16 protein-coding genes are annotated in these 20,159 nt (G+C 74.3%); 8 read left to right on the top strand and 8 right to left on the bottom strand.

The features are described 5' to 3' along the window. Positions 1-68 precede the first annotated feature (68 nt). Complete coding sequence (locus AMK13_RS37170; RefSeq protein WP_074005968.1) at positions 69-1,094, bottom strand: hypothetical protein; 1,026 nt, start codon at positions 1,092-1,094, stop codon at positions 69-71. 168 nt (positions 1,095-1,262) lie between these two features. On the opposite strand from AMK13_RS37170, the gene AMK13_RS37165 reads away from it, so the two are divergent. Next, positions 1,263-2,492: an FAD-dependent monooxygenase gene (locus AMK13_RS37165; RefSeq protein ID WP_074005967.1), complete on the top strand. Its 1,230-nt coding sequence runs from the start codon at positions 1,263-1,265 to the stop codon at positions 2,490-2,492. 80 nt (positions 2,493-2,572) lie between these two features. On the opposite strand, the gene AMK13_RS37160 is transcribed toward AMK13_RS37165, so the two are convergent. Continuing rightward, on the bottom strand, positions 2,573-3,475 hold the full coding sequence (locus AMK13_RS37160; protein WP_049651410.1) for a UTP--glucose-1-phosphate uridylyltransferase: 903 nt from the start codon (positions 3,473-3,475) through the stop codon (positions 2,573-2,575). A 295-nt stretch (positions 3,476-3,770) separates the two neighbouring features. Here AMK13_RS37160 and AMK13_RS37155 point away from each other — a divergent pair, with 295 nt between their 5' ends. After that, positions 3,771-4,142 (top strand): YciI family protein, encoded by a 372-nt coding sequence (locus AMK13_RS37155; protein WP_049651409.1) that lies wholly within the window; start codon positions 3,771-3,773, stop codon positions 4,140-4,142. Then, the gene (locus AMK13_RS37150; protein WP_074005966.1) at positions 4,139-5,371 is read left to right on the top strand and encodes an RNA polymerase sigma factor; all 1,233 of its coding nucleotides are present in this window, start codon (positions 4,139-4,141) and stop codon (positions 5,369-5,371) included. The genes AMK13_RS37155 and AMK13_RS37150 overlap by 4 nt, the downstream gene beginning before the upstream one ends. Before the next feature lie 107 nt (positions 5,372-5,478). Here AMK13_RS37150 and AMK13_RS37145 read toward each other — a convergent pair whose 3' ends face one another. Continuing rightward, a complete protein-coding gene (locus tag AMK13_RS37145; protein ID WP_074005965.1) occupies positions 5,479-6,162 on the bottom strand; it encodes a TetR/AcrR family transcriptional regulator in 684 nt (227 codons plus the stop codon). Between the two features lie 146 nt (positions 6,163-6,308). On the opposite strand from AMK13_RS37145, the gene AMK13_RS37140 reads away from it, so the two are divergent. Together AMK13_RS37140 and AMK13_RS37135 are read left to right on the top strand one after the other, a co-directional pair. Further along, positions 6,309-6,794 (top strand): nitroreductase family deazaflavin-dependent oxidoreductase, encoded by a 486-nt coding sequence (locus AMK13_RS37140; RefSeq protein ID WP_079272864.1) that lies wholly within the window; start codon positions 6,309-6,311, stop codon positions 6,792-6,794. 127 nt (positions 6,795-6,921) lie between these two features. Further along, entirely contained in the window at positions 6,922-7,269 is a 348-nt protein-coding gene (locus AMK13_RS37135) for a hypothetical protein (protein ID WP_074005964.1), read from the top strand. Positions 7,270-7,427: 158 nt separating this feature from the next. Here AMK13_RS37135 and AMK13_RS37130 read toward each other — a convergent pair whose 3' ends face one another. The 3 genes from AMK13_RS37130 to AMK13_RS37120 all read right to left on the bottom strand — a co-directional run bounded on the left by AMK13_RS37130 (position 7,428) and on the right by AMK13_RS37120 (position 11,229). Beyond that, positions 7,428-9,224: a penicillin-binding transpeptidase domain-containing protein gene (locus AMK13_RS37130; RefSeq protein ID WP_079272863.1), complete on the bottom strand. Its 1,797-nt coding sequence runs from the start codon at positions 9,222-9,224 to the stop codon at positions 7,428-7,430. Positions 9,225-9,405: 181 nt separating this feature from the next. Further along, entirely contained in the window at positions 9,406-9,912 is a 507-nt protein-coding gene (locus AMK13_RS37125) for a carboxymuconolactone decarboxylase family protein (protein WP_074005963.1), read from the bottom strand. Between the two features lie 75 nt (positions 9,913-9,987). Next, positions 9,988-11,229 (bottom strand): MFS transporter, encoded by a 1,242-nt coding sequence (locus AMK13_RS37120; protein WP_074005962.1) that lies wholly within the window; start codon positions 11,227-11,229, stop codon positions 9,988-9,990. A 138-nt stretch (positions 11,230-11,367) separates the two neighbouring features. Between AMK13_RS37120 and AMK13_RS37115 the strand changes: the two genes are divergently transcribed. Beyond that, entirely contained in the window at positions 11,368-11,907 is a 540-nt protein-coding gene (locus AMK13_RS37115; RefSeq protein ID WP_074005961.1) for a MerR family transcriptional regulator, read from the top strand. On the opposite strand, the gene AMK13_RS37110 is transcribed toward AMK13_RS37115, so the two are convergent. Then, positions 11,864-13,102: a cytochrome P450 gene (locus tag AMK13_RS37110; RefSeq protein ID WP_074005960.1), complete on the bottom strand. Its 1,239-nt coding sequence runs from the start codon at positions 13,100-13,102 to the stop codon at positions 11,864-11,866. The genes AMK13_RS37115 and AMK13_RS37110 overlap by 44 nt on opposite strands. A gap of 627 nt (positions 13,103-13,729) precedes the next feature. Between AMK13_RS37110 and AMK13_RS43170 the strand changes: the two genes are divergently transcribed. Then, entirely contained in the window at positions 13,730-14,803 is a 1,074-nt protein-coding gene (locus AMK13_RS43170; RefSeq protein WP_143204723.1) for a hypothetical protein, read from the top strand. A gap of 109 nt (positions 14,804-14,912) precedes the next feature. Here the strand turns inward: AMK13_RS43170 and AMK13_RS37095 are convergent, their stop codons facing one another. After that, on the bottom strand, positions 14,913-18,125 hold the full coding sequence (locus AMK13_RS37095; protein WP_074005957.1) for a M28 family peptidase: 3,213 nt from the start codon (positions 18,123-18,125) through the stop codon (positions 14,913-14,915). 357 nt (positions 18,126-18,482) lie between these two features. On the opposite strand from AMK13_RS37095, the gene AMK13_RS37090 reads away from it, so the two are divergent. Then, positions 18,483-19,916, top strand: coding sequence for a helix-turn-helix domain-containing protein (locus tag AMK13_RS37090; RefSeq protein WP_241853197.1), 1,434 nt, complete (start codon positions 18,483-18,485; stop codon positions 19,914-19,916). Positions 19,917-20,159: the final 243 nt, after the last annotated feature.

Below are 20,159 nucleotides of genomic sequence, written 5' to 3'. Positions count from 1 at the left end.
CTCCGTCCGCAGTCACCGGGCGACGGGCCGCGGACGTCACCCTGCCGCGGGCGGGGCGGCGGCCCCGGCTACTGGATGCTCCAGCGGTGCGGGTGGCCGGGGTCGGCGGGGCAGGCGAAGACGTTGAGCAGGCCCCAGCGGCCGACGGTGACCTCGGTCGGCATGACGACGCCGTGGCCGTCCGCCGAGGCCTCGTCCTCCAGCGGCCGCCAACTGCCGCTGCCGCCGTCCCACTCCGAGCTGTCGACGGTCAGCAGCAGCCGCATCGGGGTCGCGCAGTCGTGGCAGTCCATCGGTGCCGGGTCGGTGCTGTGCCAGGAGGCGAAGCCGCCGACGCGCCAGCCGGGCGGGATGGACAGGTCGTACTGGTAGAGCGGCGGGTCGTCCTCCCCGTGCTCCTCGGCCGCCGCCTCCCGGGCCTCCTCCCAGGCGCGGACGCGGGCGCACAGGTCCTCCGGGAGGAGGCCGGCGAACGGGTAGGTGGGCACCTGCTCGGGATGCAGCACGCACGGCTCGGGCAGGTACCCGTCGAAGCCGACGACCTCCGGGCGCGGGGGCTGGGCCAGTACCTCGGCGACCTCCCACGAACGGCGCCAGCGCAGGTCGAGCAGCATCTCCCAGCGGCCCGGGCCGTGGGCGTCGAAGGGGCACCAGAACACCTGGAGCAGGTCGCAGCCGTCCGGCCCGGGCGGCAGGTCGGGGACGTCCCGCCGGTAGAACTGCGCGAGGCCGACCAGCGGCAACGGGCCGTCCGCGGCCGGTCCTTCGACGCGGTGGCGGCGGTCGAGCTCCTTGAGCAGCTGCCGTTCCCCGTCCGTCGGTCCGGGGTCCTGCTCGCGGTTCCAGGCCGCGGCCAGGACTTCCCGGGAACGGTGGACGTCCGCCGGGCGCCGACCGCGGGCGTGCGGGTGAGGGTCGGTGCAGACCGGCCAGGGCTCGTCCGCGGGCCACAGCAGCGGGCCGCCGACGGAGCTCGCCGAGACGTCCGGCCGTCCGGGGCGCGGATGGAGCCGGGTGGTGGTCCCCCGGTGGTGCGCCAGTTCGGGGAAGAGCGCCTCGACGTCGAGCGGGCGCGGGGGTGTGGTTCTCGGCATGGGGTCGACCCTAGAGAGTGGCCGGTGGCGCCCGGGAACAGGGTCCCCGGCACCGTGCTGTCAGCGCCGTGCCGGTGTCCCGCCGACGGTGACAGCGCGGTGTCCGCGTCCTGCAAGTGGCGGACCGCACAGTGGTGTTGAGGCAGAGCAATCCATGGGAGGAACACCATGTCGAACAGCACTTGGCCGGGCGCCGGCCCGCGCACCACCTCCGTCCTGGTCTCCGGCGCCGGGATCGCCGGCACCGCCCTCGCGTACTGGCTGAACCGGTACGGCTTCCGGGTCACCGTCGTGGAGCGGGCCCCCTCGCTGCGCGGCGGCGGGCAGGCCGTGGACGTCCGCGGCACCGCCCTGACGGTGGTCGAGCGGATGGGGCTGCTGGAGGAGATCCGGGCCCGTCGAACCGGCCTGCGCGGGATGTCCGTGGTCGACGCGGACGGCCGCGAGCTGCGCCGCACCACCGAGTGGACGGCCACCGGCGGGCCGGTCGACGGCCCGGACGTGGAGATCCTGCGCGACGAACTCGCCGGGCTGATCGCCTCGGCGGACGCGGGCGTCGGGGGCACCGGAACCGCCGGGCCCGGCGTCGAGTACCGCTTCGGCGACTCGATCGACACCCTGGTGCAGCACCGGGAGGGCGTCGAGGTCCGGTTCCGCGGCGGCACCGAGCAGGCCTTCGACCTGGTCGTCGGCGCCGACGGCCTGCACTCGAACACCCGCCGCCTCGTCTTCGGCCCCGAAGCGGACTACCTGCGCCCCATCGGCACCTACCTCGCCGGCTGGAGCGTGCCCAACCACCTGGGCCTGGACCGCTGGGAGGTCGTCCACCGGCTCGGCGACGACCAGAACTGGTTCTGCATGGCGATGACCGTCCGCGACAACAGCGAACTGCGGGTCTTCGTCGGCCTCGACACCGAGGAGCCGCTCGACCGGATGCTCCCGCGCGACCCCGCCCGGCAGCGGCGGCTGGTGGCCGAGCGCTCCGCCCACGCGCGCTGGGAGGTGCCGCGCTTCCTCCGGGCGCTGGAGGAGACCGACGCCTTCCACTACGACGTCGTCGCCCAGATCCGGATGGAGCGCTGGTCCAAGGACCGGGTCGTGCTGCTCGGCGACGCGGGCTACTGCTGCTCCCCGTTCACCGGTCAGGGCACCAGCGTGGCCCTGACCGCCGCCTACGTCCTGGCGGGTGAGCTGCACGCGGCCGACGGCGACCACCGCACGGCCTACCCCGCCTACGAGCGGCGGCTGCGCGACCACGTGGCCGCCAACCAGGCGATCCTCGAACTGACCGGCGACCGGCGGGCCCGGGTCGACAGCATCGCGAACCTCGAAGGGCCCGGTCCGGAGCTGGAGGCGGCCTTCCGGGCAGCCCTCGACTTCGACCTGCCCGCGTACTGACTGCCCCGACCGCCGGTTTCGCCGCCCCGACGATCCGCCCCGACGACCCGTCCCGCCACGGGCCGTCCGGGCGGGACGTCCTACAAGGCGGGGGAGAGCTCCGCGGCGAGCCGGCGCAGCTCGGGCCCGTACTCCGGGTTGGCGAGCGCGGCCGCGAACTGGGCGCGCAGGTAGGCGGCGGGGTTGCCGGTGTCGTACCAGGTGCCGGCGATGACCTGCCCGTAGACCGCGCGCCGGGCCGCGTAGGCGTTGATGGCGTCGGTCAGGTAGACCTCGTCCTCGGGCTTCTCGTGCCAGCGGAGGGTCAGTTCGCGCAGCTCGTCGACGATGCCCGGGGTGATGACGTAGCCGCCGATCGCCGCGTACGAGGAGGGCGCGTCGGCCGGCTTCGGCTTCTCGACCAGGCCGCTGATCCGCAGCGAGCCGCCGCCGAGGTCCTCCTTCACCACCGGCACGCCGTACCGGTAGGAGTCCTCGGGTGCCATCGGCATCAGCGCGAGCACCGGCGCGTTGGTCTGCTCGTACGCCCTGATCAGCTGCTGCGCGCGGGGGACCTCCGCCACGAAGACGTCGTCGGGCCAGAGCACCAGGCAGGGCTCGTCCCCGAAGTGGCGGGCGGCGTTGAGCACCGGGGTGCCGTTGCCGTACGGGCCGTGCTGGTAGAGGTAGCTGATGTGGCCCTTGCGGGACAGCTCGCCGACCTCCTCGACCGCCGCCGCGAAGGCCTCCTTGCCGTCCCGGCGCAGCTGCTCGACCAGGACGGGGTTGGGGCGGAAGTGCTCCTGGATCAGCCCCTTGTCGCCGTTCACGACGATGGTGATGTCGGTGATGCCGCTCTCGACCAGCTCGCGCACGGTGTGCTCGATCACCGGCTTGTCGCCGACCGGCAGCATCTCCTTCGGCGTGGCCTTGGTCAGCGGCAGGAGGCGGGAGCCGAGCCCGGCGGCGGGGATGACGGCTCGGCGGATCGTCCTGGGGGCCATGTGAGACGCTCTCTCGTTTCGTCGGTGGTGCGACGCCTTGGTGACGCGGCGTCACGGCCGACGCTATCAAGGACCGGCGGCACGTTGAGTGGACGGCTGCCGTACGGAAGTTGGCCCCCCGGCGGCCGTCCGGCTGCGCCCGCCGCCCGCGGGCGGCCCGTGACCGGTGGGGCGCGGGAGGTGCGAGGGGATTCGTGGGAGATTTGTCCGCCGGGGGACGTCAAGACGGCGTCGCCCGCTCCGACCACCGGTCGAGGGCGGCCCCGCCGGGGCCCGCGAACCCGAGGAGGACGAGATGAAGTTCCTGATCAGCCTGCACCTGAACCCGGCCGTGCTGGACGCGCTGACCGACGAGGAGAAGGGGGCGATCGGCGCCGGGCACGGCCGGTTCATCGAAGAGCTCAGGGAGTCCGGCGAGCTGGTCCTCACCCAGGCGCTGGTCGATCCGTCGCAGGCCGCCGTGGTGACCGTCCGCAACGGGCAGCCGGTGGTGACCGACGGACCGTTCCTGGAGGCCAAGGAGTTCCTGGGCGGCTTCTACCTGGTCGACTGCGAGGACAAGGAACGCGCGGTCGAACTGGCCGGCCGCATCCCGGACGCCGCGATCGAGGGGCTGGGCGTCGAGGTGCGGCAGGTGATGTTCTCCGACGGACACTTGGAGGCATGACGGAACCGGACTTCGAGGACCTGCTGCGTGGGCTCACGCCGCAGGTCCTCGGCGCGTTGGTACGACGGTACGGCCGCTTCGAGGGGTGCGAGGACGCGGTGCAGGAGGCCGTCCTCGCTGCCACCGTGCAGTGGCCGTCCGAGGGGGTGCCGGACAACCCGCGCGGCTGGCTGGTGACGGTCGCCTCGCGGCGGCTGATCGACCAGCTGCGCGGCGACCGCGCGCGGCGCGAGCGGGAGTGGGCGACGGCGGCCGCCGAGGTGGTCCCGGAGGAGGTGCCGGACACCGACGACACGTTGCTCCTGCTGTTCCTGTGCTGCCACCCGGCGCTGACCGCGGCGTCCCGGACCGCCCTGACGCTGCGGGCGGTCGGCGGACTGACCACGGCCGAGATCGCCCGCGCGTTCCTGGTGCCGGAGGCGACGATGGCGGCCCGGATCAGCCGGGCCAAGCAGCGGATCAGGGCCGCCGGCGGCTCGTTCGAGCAGCCCGGGCGGGCGCTGTCGGCGGAGGAGCGCGAGGAGCGGCTGCGGGTGGTCCTGCACGTGCTCTACCTGATCTTCAACGAGGGCTACACCGCCACCTCCGGCGGCGAGTTGCACCGCCTCGACCTCGCCCGCGAGGCGATCCGGCTGACCCGGGCGGTGCGCGCGCAGCTGCCCGAGGACGGCGAGGTCGCCGGGCTGCTCGCGCTGATGCTGCTGACCCACGCCCGCCGCGCGACCCGGACGACGGCCACCGGCGACCTGGTCCCGCTGGCCGAACAGGACCGCACCCGGTGGGACCGCGACCTGATCGGGGAGGGAACGGCGCTGGTCAAGGCGGCGCTGGCCGGGCCGGAGCTCGGCCCGTACCGGCTCCAGGCCGCGATCGCCGCCACCCACGCCGACGCGGCCCGCGCCGAGGACACCGACTGGCGGCAGGTGCACGCCCTGTACCTGATCCTGGAGCGGATCGCACCCAACCCGATGGTCACCCTCAACCGGGCGATCGCCCTCGCCGAGACGGAGGGCCCGGAAGCCGGCCTGGCACTCCTCGCCGCGCTGGACGCGGACGCCCGGATGGCCGGCCACCACCGGCTGCTCTCCGTCCGGGCGCACCTGCTGGAGCGGACCGGCGACACGGCGGGGGCGTACGAGCACTACCGGCGCGCCGCCCGGGCCACCGCGAGCCTCGCGGAGCGCCGCTACCTGGAGACCCGGGCGGGCCGGGTGCGGCCGGCCGGTTGAGCCGGCCCGCTGATCGGGTCTGCTGATCGGGCCTGCTGATCGGGCCTGCTGAGCCGCGTCCGGTCGGGCCGCCCGGACGCGCCGCTTCGTGGGGCCCGGGGCCCGGGTCAGAGCCCTATCGCGTCGGCGGTCTGCTCGGTGGTCCAGGCGAAGAAGTCGTCCGCCGGGTCCAACGAGCCGACCAGCTGGCCGTGGAGCTCGAAGCCGATCAGGCCGACCAGCTGCACCCAGGCGCCGATGGTCCGGGCGAGGACGTGCGGCGGCAGGTCGAGGCCGAACTCCGTGACGATCCGGGTCAGTTGCCCGGCCAGCGCGCCGCGCGGCGGCGGGACGGGCTGGGTGGGCCGCAGCCTGGCGTCGCGGACCACGCCGATCAGGGCGAACGGCAGCCGGGTGGCGGGTTGGACGGTGGTGCGGGGCGCCGCGTAGCCCGGCACCGGGGTGCCGTAGAGCAGCGAGAACTCGTGCGGGTTGGCCCGGGCCCAGTCGCGGGTGGCCGTCCACAGCGCCCGCCAGCGCTCGCGCGGCGCGGCCGCCCCGGCGGTGGCGAGGGCGCCCTCCGCGGCCGCGCCGAGTTCGTTGTAGGCGTCGATGATCAGCGCGGTCAGCAGCTCGTCGCGGCTGGCGAAGTAGCGGTACAGCGCGGAGGAGGCCATGCCCAGCTCGCGGGCGACGGCGCGCAGCGACAGCTGCTGGGCGCCCACCGAGGCGAGTTGGCGGCGGGCCTCCTGCTTGATCTCGCGGGTGAGTTCCTCGCGGGCCCGTTCGCGGGCGGTCCGGATCGCTGGCATGGGGACAGACTGCCACAATTCGGAGCGCCGCACACAAGCGAGAGCACTGCTCTTGTTTCTTTCATTCGCCGGTGCCATGCTGAAGACATCGAAGCGAGAGCAGTGCTCTCGAAGAGAAGCGGTATTCACGGAACCGAGGAGTCGCGATGTCCCGCGCCGAGCACCTGCCCAGCTCCACCACCCGCCTCCAGGCGCCCACCACCCGCCTGGGCATCGCCGCCGGCAAGCTGCTCAACGGCATGGTCGCCGCCTTCGCCAAGGCCGGGGTCAGCCTCTGGGGCTCCCGGGTGCTGGCCGTCCGCGGCCGCACGAGCGGCGAGTGGCGCACCACCCCCGTCAACATCCTCACCCACGAGGGCGAGCGCTACCTGGTCGCACCGCGCGGCCACACCCAGTGGGTCCGCAACCTCCGGGCGGCCGGCGCCGGCGAACTCCGGGTCGGCCGCCGCACCGAGGCCTTCCGTGCCACCGAACTCCCGGACGCCGACAAGCCCGAGGTGCTCCGCGCCTACCTGCGCCGCTGGAACTGGCAGGTCGCCCCGTTCTTCGAGGGGATCGGCCCGGACGCCCCGGCCGAGGACCTGCTCCGGGTCGCTCCCGGCTACCCGGTCTTCCGCATCACGGGCAGCTGAACACCCCTGCCGGACGGGGGCGTTCGTACCGGAAGGGAGGAACTACGGTGAGTCACCGGGCCCTTCTTGCTCCCGAATCGTTGTCCACGGCGGCAGACCAGCCGAGGACAACCACCGGAGGTTCCCCATGAGGGACGAGCCCGAAGCGACGGACGAACCCGAGAAGGCCGACGAACCCGAGAAGACCGACGAGGTCATGACGATCGACGGATACGAGATCGTCGACGGGATCGAGACGATCGACGGGATCGAGATCCCGCCGTACCGCAGCTACACCTGGGACGGCGAGGAGGGGGCCGTCCACATCGTCCTCTACCCGGGCGAAGAGGAGGCCGACGAGGAGCGCAAGGCCGAGTTCCGGGCGAGGGGCGTCCGGATGCTGGCCGACCTGAACGCCGAGCGGGAGGCGGAGCACACCCCGCCGTTCCCCGGTATGCCGAACCTCCGCCTGATCCACGGCGAGGGCCCCGCCTGAGGTCCCGCTCCCGCCTGAGCACCCCGCTGCCCGCTCTGTGACACCCCGCCCGCGCACGCGCCGAGGCGCGTCCGCGGGCGGGACGGTACGGGGCGGTGCGGTAGCAGTGCGCGGGCGGGGCGGTAGCGGTCCGCGGGCGGTGTGCCCCGGACCGGGCCTCAGCCCTTGCCGCCGCCCGCCTTCAGCACCTGGGCCGCGGCCACGCCCGCCGCGCTGAAGCCGTGCCCGCCGCCCTCGACCTCGGCGGCGACGGCGAGGTCGCCGCGGTAGGCGATGAACCAGCTGTTGGTGGCCTGGCTGCCGGCCTCGACGGTGCCGGTCTTGGCGCCGATCTGGCCGGACAGGCCGGCCATCGGGGTACGGGCGGTGCCCTGGGTGGCGGTCTTGGCCATCATGGCGCGCAGGTCCCGGGCGACGTCGGCGGGGAGCCTGCTCGGCGCCGTCACGCGCTTGGCGTCCTCGCGCAGCACGGGCTGGCGGAACGTCCCGTTCTGCACGGTGGCGGCGACCGAGGCCATCACCAGCGAGTTGACCTGGATCCGGCCCTGGCCGATGTACGCGGCCGCGGCCTCGTCCTTGTTCCCGGGCGTCGGGATGGAGGCGTCCCGGCTCGGGACGCCGATGTGCCACTCCAGGCCGAGGCCGAACTGGTCGCGGGCCACCGTGCCGAGGGTGCCGGGCTGGAGCTTCTCCAGGCCCTTGTCGATGAAGCCGGTGTTGCAGGAGCGGGAGAAGTCGTCCGCGAGCGTGTAGGACGGGAAGTCGCCGCTCTCGTCGTTGTGCCAGGCGCGCGGGGAGTAGGTGGTCTCCTTGCACGGCACCACGGTGTCCGGGCGCACGCCCGCCTCCAGCAGCGCGGCCGAGGTGATCACCTTCATCGTCGAGCCGGGTGCCTGGCCGCCCGCGAGCGCGCGGTTGAAGCCGCCCTGCGGGGCGTTGGCGATCGCCAGGATGTGGCCGGTGCTCGGCTGGACGGCCACCAGCGAGGCCGGATTGCCGTTCGCCGCCTGCTGCTTGACGGCGTCCTCGGCCACCTGCTGGAGGTCGGCGTCCAGGGTCAGCTTGACCACCGGGGCGCTCGGCGGCGTCAGCACGAACAGCCGCTCCGACTCGCCGCCGCCCGAGAGCACCACGGCCCGTCCGGTGGTGGCGGCCGCGCCGTCCGGCGGGGCGATCTGGGGGAGGACGGCACGCAGCGACGGGAAGGTGTCGAGCGGCCGGCCCTTGCGGTCGGTGGGCTTGGACACCGGGTTGGGCGTCTCCTGCACCCCGATGGTCCGGCCCGGGGTGAGCTGGGGGTGGATCACGGACGGCTTCCAGCGCACCACGGGCCGCCCGTCCTGGGACCGGACGACGCTCAGCACGCTGTCGTACTCCCAGGCGTCCGGGGTGCCCTCGAACTCCGCCTTCACCCGGAAGCCGAGGGCCGGCTCGCTCGGGCCGTCGGCCTTCGCGGGGCCCGTCCCGGTCAGGGCGAGCGAGCGGGCTCCCACCTGCTCGTGGAACGTGGCCAGTGCGGCGCGGGCGGTCTCCGGCCGGTCCGTCAGACCGGCGGCGGCCGGGATGTCGCCGCGGCTCCAGGCCGCCAGGAACTCCTTGGCCGTCGACTCGGCCTGCTCGGCGGTCGGCGGCTCCTGCGGGGCCTTCGCCACGGTGCCGGCGCCCTGGTGGCCGCCAGCCGGTCCGTTGTCCGTCACGGCGTTCAGCACGTTGTAGGCGCCGTAGCCGCCGACCGCCAGCAGGGCGGCGAACACCCCGCCGGCGGCGACCATCACGACCCGGCGCGTGGTCGAGCTGCGCGGTGCCCCGTCGTCGTTCCCGTCATGCCCGTCGAGGTCGTCCAGATCGTCGTACTGGTCGTACTCGATCTCGACATCGGCGAGTCGGCCGTCCTGCTCGTGCCCGGCGTGCCCGTCATGCCCGTCGTGCCGGTTGTCCCTGTGCTCCTCGAACATGCTTCCGTCCCCCCTGCGATCCTCCGTGGTGGCGGGCACGCCCCCTCCGGCATGTCGGCCCGCCGGCCCGATGACCGGACGAAGGTCCGTTCGGGCGCGGACCAGCCTATGCCGGGACGGGTGATCGGTCGACAGCGGGACGGCCCGCCCGGCGATCGGCCGGGCGGGACGTAGCGGCCGCTCAGGCCCAGGGGTCGGTGAAGGAGCGGCCGGGGACGGGCTTGGCGACCAGGGCGATGGCGGTGAAGAAGTTGACCTGGCCGATGGCGAGCATGAGCGTGGTCAGCGCCGTGTCGTCGTAGTGCCCGGCGACCTCGGCGTACAGCGCGTCCGGCACCCGCTCGCCGTGCGGGTTGGGCTGGAGGACGGCCTCGACCAGGGCGAGCGCGGCGCGCTCCGGGGCGGTGAACCAGGGGGAGTCCGGCCAGCCGGCCACCGAGGCGATCCGCTCCTCCGACTCGCCGGCCCTGCGCAGGAAGCCGGTGTGCAGGACGGTCAGGTAGGTGCTGCCGGCGATCTGGCCGGCCCGCAGCTGGACCAGGCTGATGGTGCTGCGGGGGACGGACCGGTTGCCGGTGGCCTTGAACAGTGCGGCCGAGACCTCGGCGAGCTCGGGGACGAGCTGCACCGGGTCCTGGGCCATGCGCGGGCGCAGCGGGACCTCGGCGGTGATCGGACGGGCGTTCATCGTGGTGTTCCTCTTCTCGCGGATGAGCGGATGAGCGGGTGACCGCTCGACCGGTTGGACCGTGCGGCCACCCGCTCACCGGTCCGACGGATCGCGGCGCGGCTTTGTGACAACGCGGCCCGCCCGCAGCCCGAGGACACAGCCGACGGCCACCAGGCCGGCCATCGCGAGCAGCGGCGCCGCCCAGGACCCGCTCGCGGCGTGGAGCGCGGAGGCGAGCGCGGGGCCGGTGGCGGCGAGCAGGTAGCCCCAGGTCTGGGCCATGGTGGAGAGCGCGGCGACGTGGTCCGGGTCGGTGCCCCGACGGGCGAACAGGACGGCGGCGAGCGCCTGTCCGCCGCCCATGCCGATGCCCAGGACGGCGGCCCAGAGCGGCGCCCCGCCGGCCGGGGCGAGCACCAGGCCGAGCAGGCCGAGGACGCAGACGGCCGCCACGCCCAGGATGTGCGGCCGCTGGTCGCTCCGGGCGGCGGCCAGGGTCGGGGCCAGGAAGCCGCCGACGGCGAGGCCGAGGATCAGCACGGCCTGGTCGGTGCCGGCGGTGGTCCGGCTCAGGCCCGCGTCGACCAGGACGGTGGGCAGCCAGGCCAGCGTCGCGTAGAAGACCAGGGTCTGGACGCCGAAGAAGGCCGTCAGGCTCCAGGCGAGCGCCGTCCGCCCGACCCGGCGGCGCCCGGCGGGTGCGACGGGCCCGGCCTGCGTCCGCGCGACCCGCAGCTGCGGCGCCAGGCCGGCCGCCGCCAGGGCCGCCGGGACGACGGCGATCGCGATCGCGGCCTGCCAGGACCAGGCGCCCGCGACCGGCGCGACCAGCGCGGCGACGACCGCCGAACCGGCGCCCATGGACAGCGCGTAGACGCCCGTCATGGTGCCGATCCGCCGGGGCGCGAAGCGGGCCCGGACGAACACCGGGATCAGTACGTTCACCACCGCCACCGCGACGCCCACCAGCACCGTGCCCGCGTACAGCCCGGGCAGGCCCGCCGTCCGCAGCACCGCCCCGGCCAGCAGCAGCACGCTCGCCCAGAACAGCCCGCGTTCCTCGCCGAGCCGCCGCCGGGCCAGGGCGCCGAGCGGGGCGAACAGGCCCATGCACAGCGGCGGCAGGAGGGCGAGCAGGGTCACGGTGCCCGGGCCCCAGCCGGCGACCGGCGCGAGCGGCCCGATCTGTCCGAACGCGACCCGGGTGTTGAGGCTGAGCAGGACGAAACCGAGGACGAGCAGGGCCCCGGCGGCCCGTGGGGTGCGGGCGGGTGCGGGTGCGGTGGTGGTCGCAGTGGCCGACGCGGTGGTGGCCGTCGGGTCGGTGAGCGGCATGGGGAGCAAGCCCTTCGCTTCGATGAGAGGTTAGGCTTGCCTAAGCATTCTCGCTCAAGCGTGCTTGAGCGCAACCCGGTCCCGGCGCACCCGGCCGAGCCCAACTCGGCCTGGGCGCAACCCCGAAGGAGGCGGCGGATGGCGGAGCTCCACTCGATCACCGAGGTCTCGGCGGCCTTCGGCCTCTCGGTGCCCACCCTGCGCTACTACGAGGAGTGCGGCCTGATCGCCCCCGCCGCCCGCCGCGGCCGGGTCCGCTACTACGACCGGGAGTCGCTGGAGCGCCTCGCCCTGGTCCAGCTCTGGCACGTGGACGGGATGATCCCGGTCAGCGGGACCGCCGCCGTCCTGGCCAGCGAGCGGGCGGCCGACCGCACGGCGCTGCTGCACGCCCAGCGGGACGGGATGCTCGAGCGCGCCCGCCGGCTGGAGCACGCCGCGGCCGTCCTCACCCACATGCTGCTGTGCAGTCGGGACCGCCCGCTCGACTGCCCGACCACCCGGGCCCACATCAGTGCCCGGGTCGACGCCGCCCTGGCCGGCGAGGAGCTCGCCGACGGCTTCCTGCCCGCCCGGCCGGACGGCCCGCGGTCGGAGCACCCGCGGTCGGGCAGCGCCACACCGCAGGAAGGCCTCAGCCCAGCACCGCCGGCGTCGGCCCGTCCGGCCGTACGGTGATGCTGTACGCCGCCCCCGTCGGCCGCGAGCGGAACGTCAACGGCCCCATTGGCAGCAGGAGTTCCAGCAGCGCCGAGGTCTCACGCAGCGCGAACCGGGTGCCCAGGCAGGCGCGGGCGCCGAGGCCGAACGGGAAGTAGGCGCCGAGCTGCCCGGGGCGGTCCGCGCCGTGGGCGAAGCGGGCGGGGTCGAAGCGTTCCGGGTCCGGCCAGAGCGCCGGGTCGCGGTGGGTGAGGTACGGGCAGACCAGCACGTCCGTCCCGGCGGCGATGCGGTGCCCGGCGATGACGTCGTCCTCGACGGCGTGCCGGGGGAGCAGCCAGGCGGAGGGGTAGAGCCGCAGCGTCTCGCTCACCAGCGCCTGCGGATCGGCCGTCCGGGCCTCGGGGTGGCGGTCGAGCAGCAGGAAGAGCCAGGTGAGCGTGGTGGCCGTGGTCTCGTGGCCGGCGACGAGCAGGGTGACCAGCTCGTCGCGGATCAACCGGTCGGTGTACCCGGGGTCCTGCTCGCCCGCGTCGAGCAGCACCCGGAGCACGCCGGGCTCCTCGGTCGGGCCGGCCGAGCGCGCCGCGTCGATCGCCGCGTGCGCCACCGCGTCGATCCGGGCGAGGTCCTCGGCGACCGCGTCCCGGGCGTCCGCCGCGTTGGTCGGCAGGGTCGGCATCGCGGCCACCACCCGTTCCACCGAGCGGAGTTCGCGGTCCGTCCGGTCGTCCAGCGGCAGCCCGGTGAGCGCCCGCCAGACGGTGTCCAGGGCGAAGCCGCGCATCTCCTCGCCGACGTCGAAGGCCTCCCCGCTGCGCCGGTACCCCTCCCAGCGCTCGGCGGTGCGGTGCGCCGCCGCGGCGATCCGCCGCTCGTAGCGGCGCATCCCGGTGCCGGTGAACTGCGCCTGCAGCACGCGCCGTTGGCGCTTCCAGGGGTCGCCGGTGGCGGACAGCACGCCGTCCCCGACCAGCATCCGGGCGCGGTGCGAGCGCTTGACGTACCGGTCCGGGTGGTGGCCCAGGACGTGCTGCACGGCGGCCGGGTCGGTGACCAGGACGGTCGGTGTCGGGCCGAGCCGGAAGGCGGCGACGCCGCCGACACCGCGCTGGGTCCGGGCCAGCAGGTCGACGAGCTCGGCCTCCTCGGCCCGCCACCGCTCGACGACCTCCGCGGCCAGCTCCGGTACCGGACGGGTCTCGGTGCTCACAGGTCGTGTCCTTCCGCTCTGCTGACGGTTCGTCGGTTGCGGTCCGACTCTATGCCAGCGCGCCGCCCGTCCGGGCTGCGCCGAACGGCTGGCCGACCCGGGCGGGGGCGGCGCGGCGGCCCGACCGGCCGTACCCGCACGGGTACGGTGCGGCGGGGCCGACCGGTCCCTGCTCGCCGCGCGGATGGGAGAACGCATGCCTGGGACCCGGCACTTCGGAGGCGGCGGGATCCGAACGGGAAGGCCTGTCGGCGCGGGCCGGTGGCTGGCGGCCGCCCTGCTCGTCCCGGTCCTCGCGGCCTGCGGCGGCGGTGGCGGATCCGGGTCGGCCGGCGCCACCCAGAACGGGCAGAACGGCCAGAGCAGCGGCTCGGGCCTGCCGGACGACCAGCGGACCAAGGACGAGGGGGACCAGGGCGGGTTCCGGACCGCGGGCGAGCCCTCGGCGAGCGTCCAGGGCATCGACAACAGGGCCCGGATCACCCTGTCCTTCCCGTCGAAGACCAGTTTCACGGCCGTGATCAGCAAGGTCGCCGAGTGCGGCAGCACGTCGTACGCCACCCCCGCCTCGCAGCAGGTGCGGGTGACCGACGGCAAGACCGAGCTGGTCGACTTCCGGCTCCCGCAGTGGAAGCCCGGGACCAAGGACCGGACCATCTGCCTCACGGTGACGGCCGACGACTCCTCCAAGCGGATCGAGGCCGCTGGCTCGGTGGTCGTCGTCAGCCCCGACGACGGGGCGACCACCGGCAACGGCGCGACCCCGAGTTACGGGTCGAGCCCGTCCAGCGGCGCCGGGAGCACCCCCTGAGACCTGCCGAGGAGGAACCCCCGGACGGGCAGCGGCAGCCGCAGCCGCGCTCCTGGGCCGACTGGCTCACCAGGCTCGCCACCTGGATCGCCCCGACCACCCTCCTCACCGCACTGCTCTTCTTCTTCGGCTACGCCTACACCAGTTCGCTCTACGCCTTCTTCGGCATCGACGCCGGCACGATCGGCTTCGCCACCCAGGACCTGCTGATCCGCAGTTCCCCCGCGCTCTACCTCCCGGCCGGGGTCGCCCTGTGCGGGGCGCTGGTCGGCGCGCTGGGCTACCACCTCGCGACCAGGGCGGCCGGGAAGGGCGGGGCCGGCGCCCGGACGGTGCGCCGGGCCTGTTGGGCGGTCGCCGCACTGGTCGTCCCGCTGCTGGTGCTCGGCCTCCTGGCCGGCTTCGAGGTGTTCGACGCCGGCCCGCTGGGCACCCCGCTGCTGATCGGCGGCGCGCTGCTGCTCGCGGTCCTGGCCCGGATGATGTACGTGCGCGGCACCGGCGCACCGTACCCGCTGACCGGGGAGCGGGCGGCGCTGGGCGTCAGCGTGGCGATCATCGTGCTCTGCTCGTACTGGGCGGTCGGCGACTACGCCCAGCAGAAGGGGACGGCCGACGCCCAGGACCTCGCCCACCACCTCTACCGGCGCCCGGCGGTCGTCCTGGACACCCCCGAACGCCTCCACCTGGGGTGGCCCGGGGTGTGGGAGACGGCGCTGCCGGACGTGGACCAGGGCGCGCGGTTCCGCTACCGCTACGAGGGGCTGCGGCTGCTGGCCCTCTCCGGCGGCCGGATGTTCCTGGTCCCGCGGACCTGGACCTGGGAGACCGGCAACGGGCTGATCCTCCCCTTCGACGCCACCGTCCGGGTCGCCTTCCATCCCGGCTGAGGCCGCCGCGCGGGCTCCGCGCACCCCGCCCCGCGCACGGCTGCGCCGCGGTCCGTCCCCCTCGACGGACCGCGGCGCAGCGGCTTCACCGGGCGTCAGCGCGCCCCGGTCACACGGCCTGCCAGAGCGCCGGGACGATCGGCGGCTCCCAGCCGACCTGGGCGGTGTGGCCCTGGAGGCAGCGGTAGCTGACCCCGTTGTAGGTCACCACGTCGCCCGCCTGGTAGGTGGTGCCGGGCGTCCAGGTGCCACCCGGGTTCGGCGAGTCGTTGCCCACCACCAGGGAGAAGCTGGTGCTGTGGGTGGCCGAGCCGGTCCCGGTCAGGGTGATGGTGTAGGTGCCGGTGGCGGTCGAGGCGGCGGTGGCGACGGTGAGCGTCGCCGAGCCGCCGGACTGCACCGAGGACGGGTTGAAGGAGACGGTCACGCCGGCCGGGGCGCCCGAGGCGGTCAGGTTGACCGTCTGGGCCGAGCCGGAGGTGGTCGAGGTGGCGACCGTCGCCGTGGTGGTGTCACCGGGCTTGACGGTGGCGGTGGTCGGGTTCACCGAGAGGGAGAAGTCGTTGGCGGGCGCGGTGCCGCCGACCGAGGTCTTCCAGATGGTGTACGCCACGCCGTCGGCGTTGCGGTTCAGCACCGTCGCGTCGACGTTGCTGGTGGTGTCGCAGGACGAGTGGTAGCAGGAGTCGTAGGAACGGCCCGCCGTGCCGCCCCACTTGGCCGCCTGCGCCGAGGTCTTGGTGGCGTCGGCGCCGGCCGCGTAGCCCGAGGTCGGGATGCCGGCCTGCTGGAAGGAGTAGTCGTCCGAGCGGCCCTGGCCCTCGACGTTCTCCTCCGGCTTGAGGTTCAGCGAGTCCCAGTAGGCCTTCATCGGGGCCGACGCCGCGGAGTTGATGTTGTTGATGAAGTAGCCGGCGTTGGGCGAGCCGACCATGTCGAAGTTGTAGTACGCCTTGATCGCGGAGCGCTGGGCGGAGCTCAGCTGGCCGACGTAGGACTGCGAGCCCTGGAGGCCCTGCTCCTCACCGGTCCACCAGCCGAACCGGACGTGCCGGGTCAGGCTGGGGTTCTGCTGGGCGAGCACGAGCGCGTTCTCCAGCAGGACGGCCGAGCCGGAGCCGTTGTCGTTGATGCCGGGGCCGGCCGAGACGCTGTCCAGGTGGGCGCCGAACATGGTGACCTGGTCGGACGGGCCGCCGGGCCAGTCGGCGATCAGGTTGTTGGACTGGTAGCTGCAGGAGGTGCAGGTCTGCTCGGTGACGTTGTAGCCGGCCGCCTGCAGCTTGGCCTTGATGTACGCGATCGACTGGCTGTGCCCGGCGCTGCCCGCCCGGCGGTGGCCGCCGTTCTGGTTGGCGATGGTGTTCAGCTGGGACAGGTGGGCCTGGACCTTGGCGACGTCGATGTCGGGCGCGGGCCCGCCGGGGTTGCCCCCGCCGCCGACCGTCAGGCCGTACTGGGCGGTGTGGGTGGTGGCGCCGGCGGTGCCGGTGACGGTGATCTGGTAGGTCCCGGCCACGGCCGCCGCGGAGGCGGACAGGGTCAGGGTGGAGGAGGAACCGGCCTGCACCGACGAGGGGTTGAAGCTCGCGGTGACGCCCGCCGGGAGGCCGGAGGCGGTGAGGCCGACGGTCTGCGCGGTGCCGGAGGTGACGGCGGTGCTCACCGTCGACGAGGTCGAGGCGCCGGGCTGGACGGAGCCGGACGCCGGGCCGAGCGACAGCGAGAAGTCGTTGTTGCCGGACGGCGTGCAGGTCGGGTCGCCGCTCTGGGCGGGGACGCTGACGGCGTCCCAGGCGGCCTTGGTCCGGTTGAAGAAGGCGCAGGTGGCGTCGAGGCTCTTGGCGGCGGTCAGGGTGGCGGTGCGGTAGCGCTTGTAGGTCATGCCGCTGGTCTTGAGGAGCATGCCGCCGTAGAAGACCCGGCCGGCGTCCTTGATGCCGATGCCGGTGACGGAGGAGTTGTTGCAGGTGGGGCTGGTGGGCTTGCCGCCGCCCGGGTTGGAGCCCTCGGCCAGCAGGTAGAACCAGTGGTTGAGCGGGCCGGCCGCCGCGTGCTCCTCGGTCTGCGGGATCGACGCCGAGTAGCAGTTCGGGTCGTTGTTGACGAGCGAGGGGTTGTACATGTTGCGGATCGGGCCCTGGCCGACCAGGTTGATCATCTCGCCGACGGTGTAGTCCGGGGAGTCGTACGGGGCGGGCTCGTTGGCGTACGACTCGGTCAGCGCGCCCATGATGTCGCCGGTGGCCTCGCCCAGGCCGGACTCGTTGTTGGCGCCGCCGGGGGTGTACTGGTCGATGCCGTGGCCGAACTCGTGGCCGACCACGTCGATCGCCGCGATCCACTCGTTGGCCTGGCTGTGGCCGATGGATATCGTGCTGCCGTCCCAGTAGGCGTTGACGTCGTTGAGGCCGACCTTGACCGGCCAGCTGCCGCCGTTGCCGTTGTGCCCGTTGCGACCGAGCCAGTCGCGGAGCATGTCCCATTCCTTCTGGGCCGCGAACATCGCGTCGCCGCAGCCGGTCTCCTTGGTCGACGGGCTGCCGTTGCCCCAGGAGTCGCTGGACTTGGAGAAGACCTGCCCGGTGCTGTAGTCGGAACACGACAGGCCGGGCCGGTTCGGGTCGCGCAGCGAGTACGAGCCGCCGGAGTTGGTGGTGCTGATGGTGACCGGGGCGGGGCCGTTCCACTTGCTGTTGATGGTTCCGGCACGGACGTCGTCGTAGCTGTCGAGCACCTCGCCGGTGGCCGCGTCCACGAAGACGTGCAGCGTGCTGGGCGCCGACGCGGTGCGGCCCTTGAGGACGGTCTCCCAGGCGAGCCGGCCGGTGCCGTCCTTGACCCGGACGACCAGGCGGGGGGAGTCCACCGAGTCCACGGTGGCCAGTTTCGTCCGGGCGGTCTTCTCCGCGTCCGCCGCGCTGACCTGCGGGGTGGTCGAGCCGCCGACCGGTCCGGTGGCGGCGGACTGCAGGGCGCGGACCTTGCCCTGGGAGTCGGCGAGGACGACCGCGTCGCCGCCGACCACCGGCAGGCCGTGGTAGCTGCGCTCGTACGAGACGGAGTAGAGGCCGCCGAGCCAGGGCGTGACGGTCTTGCGCTCGTAGGTCTCGCCCGGGCCCTTGGCCAGCGCGTCCAGCCCGGCGTTCGCGGCCGCGTCGGCGGCGTTGACGGCGGCGGCCAGGGCGCTCGGCGGCGCCGAGGAGGGAGAGGGGGTGGGCGCGGCGGTGGCCGGGCCCGCGGCGGCGGCGATCATGCCGGCCAGCACGGTCAGGGTGGTCGCCGTGGTCAGCAACCTGCCTGCGGTGACTCTGCGTTGCATCGAGGCTCCTCGCATGTGGGGGTCCTCGACCGCGGACGGCAGGGGCTGGTGGCGCGCCGCGGGGCCGTATCAGGGGGACGGCCGTGCGGGCCGTCCGCGCTCGGGTGCCCGAACCCTCACACGACGTCATGCCCAGGTCAATGCCCGGTGCGCGCGGGGCAAGGGGTTGGCAAATTCCGTCAAGCCCGTCGGTCCGGCTTTGCGTCAAGCTGGGCTTTTCTTCAAGTGGTTGAGACCACCTCATGTACGAGGCGGGTGGCCATCGAGTACCGTCCTCCTGATCCGAGTCGTCGGAATCACTGGAATCGTCGACAGGCCCGGCGGCCGGCCGGGGACGACGCGCCCGGGGAGGCAGCCGTGCAGCGGAACCGTGTGGCCCCTGCGGCGGCGGTGCCGGCACCGCCGACCGGCCGGGGGCAGGACGCCTGGCGGGAGTTCGGCGCCCGGCTGCGGCACTGGCGGCGCCGGGCGGGCCTCACCCAGGCGCAGCTCGGCGCCGGGATCGGCTACGACCACACCGCGGTCAGCAAGATCGAGCACGGCGCCCGCCGGGTCACCCCCAGGGTCGCCGACCGGATCGACGACCTCCTCGGCGCCGCAGGGGAGTTGAGCGCCGCCTGTCAGCGCGCCGAGAACGCCGAACTGTGCGACCCGGACGCCATCTCGCCCGCCCTGCTCCGGCCCCCGCTGCCGGGCGGCGCACCGTCCGGCCCGCCCGCCCCGCCCCCGGCGCCCGCTCCGCCGCGACTGCCGGACTACGGGCTGCTCTGTCCGCTGCACGGCGCCGAGGGCTGCGCCGTCCCCGAGCCCGGGGAACTCGCGGCCCTGCACGCCGAGTTCTGCTCCGCCGAGGCGCTCGCCGACCCGGCCGCCGCCCGCCCGCTGGACGCCGTCACCGCACACGCCCTGACCGGGCTGCTCGCCGCCCGCCTGCGCTCTGGCGAGACCGGCGACCGCCCGGTCCTGGTCGCGGCCGTCGAGCGCACCCTGCGCGCGGTGCTCGCCAGGCTCGCCACCGCCCCCGCCGGGCAGCGCGGCCCGCTGGTCCGGCTGGCCGCCGAGCACGCCCACGCGGCCGGCGCGCTGCGGATGCAGGACGGCCGCAACGCCACCGCGATGGCCTGCTACGACCGCGCCCTCACCTGGGCCGGGCTGGCCGCGGACCGGGCCACCCAGGTCGGCACGCTCAGCGACATGAGCATCCTGGCCCGGCTGGACGGCGACCCGGTCGCCGCCCTCGGTTACGCCCGCGAGATCGAACGGGCCGCCCCGGACCGGCACTGGGCCGGTGCGATGGGCCGGATCAGCCGGGCCCGGGCGCACGCGCTCACCGGCGACGTGCGGGCGACCGTCCGGCAGATCGACCTGGCCCGGCCGCACCTGGACCACATCGGCGCGGAGGACGAGGTCGACGTGCCCTGGCTCTCCATCGCCTCGATGCGGATGCGGGTCGAGTCCGCCGCGGCGGCCGCGCTGCGCGACCTCGCCGCCGCCACCGACGACCCCCGGCTGGCCCGCCGGGCGCTGGACGCCACCGAGACCGCCCTCGGCCTGCTCGGCCCGGACCAACTGCCCTCCAGCCGCCTGCTCTTCATCGTCCGCGCGGCCGACTGCCACGTCTGCGCGCACGACCCGGCCACGGCCGTCGACCTGCTCGGCCCCGCCCTGGAGGCGACCGGCGCGACCGCGCTGCCCGCGCTGGTCGAGTACGAGCTGCGCGGTCTGCGCGACCGTCTCGCGGCGCACGCGCCCCGTGCCGCACACCGATGGGCGGAGCCGGCCCGCTCCTGACCCGTGGGTGCTCCTGGAGCCGGGGCGCCGGCCGTGGGATATGGCCGGATCGATAGCCGCGCGCGGCGGCGCAGAAGGGGCGCACATCAGCGCTCGAAGATCTGCACGACTGTTGTCACACACCGTCAAGTCCCGCTTCTTCTCGACAATGCGCCCCCTTCGCGCCGCGCAGACGTCAACTTCGTGCGCGTATAGTCCGCCGATCGGGTCATTCATGGAGTTAACACGTCGAATGACTGTCAC

The sequence above is a fragment of the Streptomyces sp. CB02056 genome (assembly GCF_001905545.1).
Classification (GTDB): Bacteria; Actinomycetota; Actinomycetes; order Streptomycetales; family Streptomycetaceae; genus Kitasatospora.
Note: the sequence above shows the minus strand (reverse complement) of the source record. Positions and strands in the feature narration are given on the sequence as shown.